General features: G+C 65.3%; 8 protein-coding genes. 2 read left to right on the forward strand and 6 right to left on the reverse strand.

What is annotated here, in order from left to right:
* Positions 1–362: hypothetical protein (locus VFA16_RS02830; protein WP_324966358.1), on the forward strand; the 362-nt coding region annotated here is incomplete at its 5' end.
* A 61-nt stretch (positions 363–423) separates the two neighbouring features.
* On the opposite strand, the gene VFA16_RS02835 is transcribed toward VFA16_RS02830, so the two are convergent.
* Positions 424–2,064: an acetolactate synthase gene (locus tag VFA16_RS02835; protein WP_324966359.1), complete on the reverse strand. Its 1,641-nt coding sequence runs from the start codon at positions 2,062–2,064 to the stop codon at positions 424–426.
* Positions 2,065–2,235: 171 nt separating this feature from the next.
* Here VFA16_RS02835 and VFA16_RS02840 point away from each other — a divergent pair, with 171 nt between their 5' ends.
* Positions 2,236–4,149 carry an ABC transporter ATP-binding protein/permease gene (locus VFA16_RS02840; protein WP_324966360.1) on the forward strand — a complete coding sequence of 638 codons (1,914 nt, stop codon included), beginning with the start codon at positions 2,236–2,238 and terminating at the stop codon, positions 4,147–4,149.
* Positions 4,150–4,162: 13 nt separating this feature from the next.
* Here VFA16_RS02840 and VFA16_RS02845 read toward each other — a convergent pair whose 3' ends face one another.
* The 5 genes from VFA16_RS02845 to VFA16_RS02865 all read right to left on the reverse strand — a co-directional run.
* A complete protein-coding gene (locus VFA16_RS02845) occupies positions 4,163–5,614 on the reverse strand; it encodes an FAD-binding protein (protein WP_324966361.1) in 1,452 nt (483 codons plus the stop codon).
* Positions 5,611–6,111, reverse strand: a complete 501-nt coding sequence (locus VFA16_RS02850; protein ID WP_324966362.1) for a VOC family protein — start codon at positions 6,109–6,111, stop codon at positions 5,611–5,613. Before VFA16_RS02850 ends, VFA16_RS02845 begins: the two co-directional genes overlap by 4 nt.
* A gap of 136 nt (positions 6,112–6,247) precedes the next feature.
* Complete coding sequence (locus tag VFA16_RS02855) at positions 6,248–6,949, reverse strand: hypothetical protein (RefSeq protein ID WP_324966365.1); 702 nt, start codon at positions 6,947–6,949, stop codon at positions 6,248–6,250.
* A gap of 82 nt (positions 6,950–7,031) precedes the next feature.
* Complete coding sequence (locus VFA16_RS02860; RefSeq protein WP_324966363.1) at positions 7,032–7,991, reverse strand: sterol desaturase family protein; 960 nt, start codon at positions 7,989–7,991, stop codon at positions 7,032–7,034.
* A gap of 57 nt (positions 7,992–8,048) precedes the next feature.
* On the reverse strand, positions 8,049–8,928 hold an 880-nt coding region (locus tag VFA16_RS02865), incomplete at its 5' end, for an FAD/NAD(P)-binding oxidoreductase (RefSeq protein WP_324966364.1).

Here is an 8,928-nt window from a genome sequence, read left to right on the forward strand (position 1 = left end):
TCGTACTGCTGCGGACCGAGGCGACGCGCATTGGCGCCGAGCGCGTCATCGGCAACAAGTTGCGGATCGTCGAGCTCGCGCCTGGCTTGATCGAGATCATGGCTATAGGAACCGCGGTGCGCCGCGTCGAGGGTATGGCACCGGCCGGCGCCGCGCTCATCCCGCAGGCGCTCATCGTCGAGCGCGACACGATTGAGGCCAAACGGACGCTCCAGGAGAGAACGTTCTCAGCAGTGGACGTCGGCCGGACGCAGATGCAAATGTCGTCGCAGCGTGGCTGCGCCGTAGCCTCGGCGGTCTTCCTGGTCCCGATTGTGCTGATCATCCTCACGATCGTCATCCGGCTCGTGACGCGGCACTGATGGGCTTCCGTTGTCCTTGATCTTGTATCCGCCGAGAAAAAAGTGGGAGCTGATCTGCACGTCACGCCAGGTTCGACCGTCGGGGATACGCGATGGTTGGATCAGTGAGCACATTGACGACGGCAGGCAGCCCGCTGCCGAGCGCCCGTTCCAGGGCGGGGCGCAGCTCGGCGGGCGTCGAGACCAGCTCACCGTGGCCGCCGAGCACGCGTGCCACTTCGTCGTACCGGGTGCCCGGCCGCAGCTCGGCAACCACCGAGTAGCCGTAGAGAGCCTCCATGGGGTGTTTCTCCAGCGCCCAGACGCCGTTGTTGCCGACCACCGAGACCACCGGCACGCCGTGGCGGACGAGGGTGTCCCACTCCATGCCGGAAAACCCGAACGCCCCGTCGCCCTGTAGGAGTACCACCTGGCGGTCCGGCCGGGCCAGCTTGGCGGCCAGCGCATAACCCGGGCCGGAACCAAGGCAGCCGAACGGGCCGCTGTCGAGCCACGCGCCCGGGACGTAGCTGTCGATCACCCGGCCGGCGTAGGACCCGAAGTCACCGGCGTCAACCACGATGATCGCGTCGCGGTCCAAAAGCGGCGCCAGTTCGGCATACACCCGCATGGGGTGCAGCGGTGCGCGGTCGTCGGCCAGCTCGGCGCCTTCCAGATCGCGTGCGGTGGTTTCGGTTTCGCGCAACAGGGCGATCCAGTCCTCATGGTGGATCCCGTTAGGGTCGGCAAGCGCCGACAAGGTCGCCGATAGGTCGCCGTAAAGCCCGGCGGCGATCGGACGGGGGTGCTCGCGCTGGGGTGCGGTGCGGTCTGCCACGATGAGCTGAGTCTCGGCTCCGAACACGCCGCCGAAGCCCAGCCTGAAGTCCATCGGCACTCCGAGCACCAGCGCAACGTCGGCCTGCCGCAACGCCTTTGAACGTGCACGCGAAAACGCCAGTGGATGGTCGGCGGGCACCGTCCCGCGTGCCATCCCGTTCATCAGCACCGGAATGCGCCGCTGCTCGACCAGCCGAAACAGTGCCGCTTCGGCGTGGCCCCACCACACGTTGGTGCCCGCCATGATCACCGGCCGCCCTGCCGCGGCGAGCAATTCCGCGGCACGGTCAACGGCGTTGCCGTCGGGTGTGGCTGCCGGCGGCGGGTCGGCCAGCGCGCCGGCCCGGTTATCGTCCTCGCATGGCGAAAACACGTGGTCCATCGGGAAGTCGACGAACGCGACCCCAGAGGGGGCGGCCACCGTCGCCCGCAGTGCGTCGTCGATCAGTCGCCCGGCATCGTCGGCGGACTTCGCAGTGGCTGCGAAGCGGGCTAGCGGCGCCACAAACGGCACATGATCGATTTCCTGCAGCGAACCCATGCCCCACCGCGCCGCCGGCGCCCGACCGCCCAGCACCAGCAGCGGCGACTGGTTTTGCTGCGCGGCCGCCATCGCGCTCATCCCGTTGGTGACACCGGGACCGGCGGTCAGCGCGGCAACACCCGGTTGGCGTGTCACCTTCGACCAGCCCTCGGCGGCGAAGGTGGCGGTCTGCTCGTGGCGGGTGTCGATCAACCGGATGTTTTCGCTGCGGCAGCCGTCGTAGATGGAGAACAGGTGGCCGCCCGACAGGGTGAACATCGTGTCGATCCCGCTGACCCGCAGCCGCCGCGCGATCAGGCGGCCGGCGTGGATGGTCTGGCTGGGGGCATCGGTGCTCATTGGCCGAGCGTAGCGGCGATCGCAAGCGCGGCGGAGCCGGGCGCAGCGGGTCGCCGCCAGCCGTCGCCATGGCACTCTCGCCGGGCCGCTGAGGTAGCTTCGCGGGAAAATCTCGTGACGCCAGCGTTGGATCGACGCCCTAGGCGGCAAGCACCGAGGGAGTAGCGAACCGTGGAGTTGTTCAAGCCATCCATCAACTGGGGCCATGCCCTGGTGGATTCCTTGCAGTGGATCGCGGTGGTGTGGTCCATCAGCGCAGTCTGCGTGATCGTCGTCCTGGCGCTGCTGAAGTTGCTCACTCCATGGGGCCACCAGTTCTGGCGTATCACCGGGGACTATTTCACCGGCCGTCACAGCATCCCGGTCTGGCTGATGCTCGGTGTGCTGCTGTTGTCGGTCGTCATCGCCGTGCGCCTTAACGTCTTGTTCAGTTTCCAGGCCAACGACTTGAACTCGTCGGTGCAGACCGCCGTGCAAGGCATGGCGACTGGGAACCAGGCAGTGAAACGCTCTGGGTTGCACGGCTTTTGGATGTCGCTTTTGATCTTCAGCATCATGGCGGTGCTGTATGTGATGCGGGCAATGCTCGACATCTACCTGACGCAACGCTTCATCGTGGCGTGGCGGGTGTGGCTCACTGATCGGCTCACCGGTGACTGGCTGACCGGCCGTTCCTACTACCGCGGCCGATTCATCGACGCCACCATCGACAACCCCGACCAGCGCATCCAGCAAGACATCGACGTGTTCACCGCCGGGGTGGGAGCCACGCCCAACGTGCCGTCCAACGGCACCGGCAATGTGTTGTTGTTCGGCGCCGTGCAGTCGGTGCTGTCGGTGTTTTCGTTCACGGCCATTCTGTGGAGTCTGTCCGGCACCCTGACCGTGTTCGGGGTGAGTATGCCCAGGGCGATGTTCTGGATTGTCATCGTCTACGTGTTGGTCGCGACCATCATCGCGTTTTGGATCGGCCGGCCGCTGATCTGGCTCAGTTTTCGCAATGAGCTCACCAACGCCGCGTTCCGCTATGCGTTGGTGCGGGTTCGAGACGCCGCCGAAGCCGTCGGTTTCTACCGTGGTGAGCGGGCCGAACGGGTGCAGCTCAACCAGTGGTTCCGCCGGATCATCGACAACTACCTGCGATTCGTGAACCGGATGATCGGGTTCACTGGCTGGAACGCCTCGATGAGCCAGGCGATAGTCCCGTTACCCTGGGTGATTCAGGCGCCGCGCCTGTTCTCCGGCCAGATCAAGTTTGGCGACGTCACGCAGACCGCCGCGGCCTTCGAGCAAATTGAAGGTGGCCTGTCCTTCTTCCGCAACGCCTACGACCAGTTCGCCAGCTATCGGGCCGCGATCATCCGGCTGTACGGGCTGGTCGTAGCGGATGAAAAGGCTCGAGAGCTGCCCGAAATTCTCACCACCGCTAGCGTCGACGACCGCGTCGACATCGAAGGCTTAGAGGTGCGCACGCCGGACGGCGACCAGCTCATCGATTCCCTCGACGTGCAGCTGTCGCCCGGCGAGGCGTTGGTGATCACCGGACCGTCGGGCAGCGGCAAGACGACGCTGTTGCGCAGTCTTGCTGAGTTGTGGCCCTATGCGTCGGGGACGTTGCGGCGACCCGACGGCGCGAAGGAGACGATGTTTCTTTCGCAGCTGCCGTATGTGCCGCTGGGCGATCTGCGAGCCGTGGTGTCGTATCCGTCCTCCGCCGACGACGTTGCCGAGAGCGAGCTGCGGGAGGTGTTGACGAAAGTGGTGCTGCCGCATCTGGTCGACCGCCTCGACGAAGAGCAGGACTGGGCGAAGGTGCTCTCGCCGGGTGAACAGCAGCGGGTCGCGTTCGCCCGGGTGCTGTTGACCAAGCCCAAAGCCGTGTTCCTCGACGAGGCCACGTCGGCGATGGACGAAGGGCTCGAGTTGGCGATGTATCAGTTGTTGCGCAACGAGTTACCGGACACCATCGTGGTCAGCGTCAGCCACCGCGGTACTGTGGAGCCGCATCACGATCATCGCCTTCAGCTACTCGGCGAAGGGCGCTGGCGGCTCAGCCGGGTCGAGCAGGAGCCGGCACCGGTTTAGCGCGCGGTAATGCCTACCGTGTAGCGGCGTGGGCGCCGGCGCGGCGGCCGAAGAACGAGCCTTCTCCGAGCTGGGTGCCGCTGGCGTATCCCTTGCCGTCCTGGGCGATATTGGATGCGCACGCGCCGACCGCATATAAACCGGGGATGACGGTCCCGTCGTCGCGCAGCACCTCGCCGTCCACCGACGTGGCCAGCCCCCCGACGGTGAACCCGGCATACATCGCCTTACCCAATGACAGGTCAAACGCGCCCCAGGGCCCTTTGTCTTGCGGCGCAAGGAATTCCGGCTGCTTATGGAAGTCGGGGTCTTCCCCGCGGGCCGCGAACTCGTTGTAGCGGTTCAGCGTCGCAACGAGATTGCCCGTTGGGATGCCCAGCGCGGCTTCCATCTCTTCGACGGTCTCCCAGCCGTCGATCAACGGCACCAGCGGCACTTGTGGGCGTTGCAGGTGCGCTTCGTCGACGATCAGATACGCTGCGCTGTCGGGCTGGTCCATCGCGAAACCCGAAGTGCGCGAATGATAGGAATCCTCGGCGACGAATCGCTTTCCGAGTTTGTTGACGATGATCCCGGTGAGCAGGATCGACGGCGGGTAGGCCGGCGCCGTGATGAAGATCTGGTCCATGTGCTGAGTGGCGCCACCGGCCGACATACCCAGCCGGATGCCCAGGCCGTCGTCGTAGGTGTTGCCCAAAACGAATGGCTTTTCGGCCAGTTTCGGGGTATACCGCGCCACCATCTCCTTGTTCATCACGAAGCCACCGGCTGCGATGATCACTGACTTCGCTTTGACCGCACCGGTTTCCGAGAATTGCTTCCACATCACCCCCGTGATCGCGCCTGACCCGTCGACGATCAGCTGCGTCGCACCAGTCTCATACCGGATCTGCACACCGAGGTTCTCGGCGCGCTTGAGCAGCAAGTCGATCACCAGCTTGGCGCCCTCGGTGTCGCCGGGCACCGGCACCTTATGCCCACGCGGGGCCGGCACCGCTTTTTCAAAGAACGGCCAGACCTTCTCGTTACCGGTGTACATCAACCCTTCGGTGTTGGGCTGAATCACCGCTTTCTCGGGATAGAAACTGCGCTCGAACTGAAATCCAAGGCTTTCAAGCCAATTGAAGTGCTCCACGCTGCTCTCGCAGTAGGCGCGGATCTTTTGGTGATCCGGATCCCGCGACACCGCGACCAGATACTTATACATCTCCTCTGGCGAATCCGGGTGACCAGTCGCCTGCTGAACCGCGGTGCCGCCGCCGAGATAGAAATGCCCGCCGGCCATCGCGGTGGTCCCGCCGGCCGCGGCGGCGCGTTCCAATACCAGCACCCGGGTCCCGGCGGCCGCCGCACTGACCGCCGCGCAGCCACCGGCGATGCCGAAGCCGATCACCACTACGTCGACGTCATCCGACCATGACGTCACCTCGTCCGCGTGAACGGTTCCCGGGATCTGGATGCTCACTGCTGCTCCTGCTTCACGTAGTCGAAAAACACCCGAATTTCCGGCGAGATGAGTGCGATCTCCACGAACGGCACCCCCGCCTGCGGCGCCGACACGTAGGCGAACCGCATCCCGCCGGGCATCAGACCTTCCTGCGCAACCGCTGCCCCGTGCTCGCCTGCCGCGGCGACCATCGTGTCGAATTCGTCGGCGCTTTTGGCCTCGACGCAGATGTGGTGCAGCCCGGGCCCACTGTCCCGCAAAAAGTCACTATAGATGTTCGGCCCGCGAACCGGTTCGATCAGCTCCAGCTGCATGTCACCGAGGTAGCTCAGCGAGATGCTGGCGACGAAGTCGGCCGGCTCGCCGTGGTAACGGCAGGTGTCCGAAGGAAAGTGCACCTCGGGCAGCCGCACCCACTTGCGGACGCCTAATACGCCGGTGAGAGCGGTTTCGGTGGCGTTCAGGTTGGCGGTTACCCACGCGATCTGGACCGGCGATCCGGCGTGCACGATCATCGTCTCGCAGGATAGCCCAGCCGGTAGGCGGACAGATAGACGTTGCCGTGGCCAACCGCCGCTGGCGAGTCAAAGCCTGATGAACACGTTCTAATTCACGTGTCTCGACGCCCGGACTTCGCCGCTGGGTGCGCGTTCAGGCGCGCGGCGCGAGGCCGGCCGCTGCGCTGCTGACCTTGCCTACCCCGACGTCCTCGCGGACCTGTTGGGAAGCCGACACCCAGGACACCGCCGCCGGGAACTGCCCCCACCTACTGTTGAACATCCCGACGATGAGCGCAGACCCCGGGTTGCTGGTCACATACACCGGCCCGCCGGAGTCGCCGTTTTGGCTGACGACGCCTTCGGACATGGTGAACCAGCCGTTGTTGACGCGCTCGACCGTGCCGCAGCTTTCACCAGTGACGACGCCGAAGTGGCAGACGGGATCTCCCGGCCGCACCACGAGACCGGGATCTGATCCCAGCGCACGCCCGCCGGGCAGAATGTGGTTCGCGGTCACGTCGTCGGCCAGCACAATCGCCTCATAGTCGTTGATCTGCTGGTCGGTTGCGACGGTGGTGCCGTTGGGCGTGTTGTCGCGGAACGTAGCCAGGTTGCCGATGACGTGGTTGTCCTTGTCGGTGACAGGGCCGTGGCCACGGCAGTGGCCGGCAGTGAAGGCGACCCGCAGTCCCGGATCGACGTAACCCAAGGTGCATAGGTGGGTGTCTTGATGGATTTCCATGCCCGGATACACCAGCACGGGGTCGGCACCGGCGACCATCGGCGCCAGCCATGCCGTCAGCGCCGCGGTCAGCGTCGCGGCGAACGCGGATATTGCAGCCCGGCGCACCATCGACTCCGATCCGTCGGCGGCCGGCACCACGCCGGCCGAAGGTTAGTTGCTGTGCAGACCATCGGCGTAGCGCTTCGAGACGTTACCGGCTTGTGACCCTCGACGACGGTCGAGCGAGAAATTCTCCCGCGGAGCCCGCGTCTAGCCGCCCAGTGCTGCGCGGCTGCCAGCCGGGTGGTCCGAACACGTAACCCAGCCGATCACGAAGCCGCGCGGCCGAGCGCACATCGCGGGCGATCGCGACGTATTCGTAGGTCTGGAGCTTCCAGATGTTGAAGGTGTCGACCTGCTTGGTCAGCCCGTAGTGCGGTCGGAAGAGCTCGGGCTGGAACGTGCCGAACAGCCGGTCCCAGATGATGAAGATGCCGCCGTAGTTCTTGTCCAGGTAATCGGGGTCCATGCCGTGGTGCACCCGATGGTGTGACGGAGTGTTGAAGACGAATTCGACCGGCCGCGGTAGCTTGCCGATCCGTTCGGTGTGCACCCAGAACTGATAGATCAGGTTCACCGAGAAGCTGGCGAACACCATCCACGGCGGAATCCCCAACAGCGGCAACGGAATCCACATCAGAATTTCGCCGCTGTTGTTCCACTTCTGGCGCAGCGCGGTGGCGAAGTTGAAGTACTGGCTGGAGTGGTGGGACTGATGCGTGGCCCAGATCAGACGAACTCGATGAGCGATGCGGTGATAGGTGTAATACAGCAGGTCGACACCGAGGACCGCAATCACCCACGTGTACCACCGGGTCGCCAACAGATGCCACGGGGCCAGGTAGGCGTAGATCGCGGCATAGCCCAGCAGCGCCAGGAACTTCCAGCCCGCGGTGGTGCCCAGCGACACCAGGCCCATCGAGATGCTGGTCAGGGAATCGCGGGTCAGGTACGCCCCGGAGGGCGGCCGCTCGGCCTTCTCGATGTGTTCGAGCTTGCGGGCGGCGGTCCACTCCAGGATCAGCAGCAGCAGGAAAAACGGGACGGCGAAGAGCACCGGGTCGCGCATTTGCGCCGGCAACACCGACAAGAAATCCGCGATCGCATCCACATCCGACACCCTACGAGCCACGGAATCTCGTAGGCACTAATCCTCTACGCGAGCTGACTACGCGGCGGCTTCCGGCGGAAATGCAGCGCGGTTCGCGATCGCAGTGTGATAGGCATGCACCCGCCCAGGGATGGTGGATACCACCGCGATGGTCCGGCCGTCGCGCCCGTAGGCGGCGACGAACTTCCAGGCGTCGATGTCGCCCTCGATCACCTGCATCGCGTCGTAATCGTCGGGGACGCCGAGCATTTGCAACTTGACGTCGTATTGATCCGACCAGAAGTAAGGCACCTCGTCGTACGGATCACCGCGCCCCGGGCCGGCCAGCAGTGTGCATGCGGCCGCGGCACCTTGGCGTGCGGCGTGTTCCCAGTGCTCGACCCGCAGATGCTTGTCGTAGAGCGGGTGCCACCAGCGGGCCAGATCACCGGCCGCGACGACACGGGTACCGCCCTCGACCGCACCGGTGGCATCGCACACCACGCCGTCGTCGATGCGCAAACCCGAACCGTCCAACCAGTCGGTGGCCGGGGCGACCCCCAGGCCGATGAGTACAAGGTCGGCCGGCAACTCGTTGCCGTCGGTGAGCCGAACAGCCCTTATGTAGCCCTCGCCGATAAACGTGTCCACGCCGACGCTGACCCGGACGTCCACCCCGTGCTGGCGGTGCAACGCCGCGTAGCGATCTGCCATCTCCTCGCCGAGCGCCCCCAGCAACGGACCTGCGGTCAATTCGATCAACGCCACATCCAGCCCCAGCGACCGGCAACTCGCGGCGACCTCGGCGCCGATGAATCCACCGCCAACAACGACGACCCGAGGACGCGCCTGCAGACGCTGGCGGATCGCCAGGCAGTCGTCGACCGTGCGCAGCAAAAACACCCCGTCCGGCACGGGGCCGCCCGGCCATTCCCGGGGAGCGGCGCCGGAGGCGATG

The sequence above is a fragment of the Mycobacterium sp. genome, from assembly GCF_035653355.1.
In the GTDB taxonomy this organism is placed as follows: domain Bacteria; phylum Actinomycetota; class Actinomycetes; order Mycobacteriales; family Mycobacteriaceae; genus Mycobacterium.

Coding starts and splice junctions, on each gene's coding strand:
- VFA16_RS02855 (WP_324966365.1), bottom strand. CDS start 6,949: ATGGTGCGCCGGGCTGCAATATCCGCGTTCGCCGCGACGCTGACCGCG.
- VFA16_RS02850 (WP_324966362.1), bottom strand. CDS start 6,111: ATGATCGTGCACGCCGGATCGCCGGTCCAGATCGCGTGGGTAACCGCC.
- VFA16_RS02835 (WP_324966359.1), bottom strand. CDS start 2,064: ATGAGCACCGATGCCCCCAGCCAGACCATCCACGCCGGCCGCCTGATC.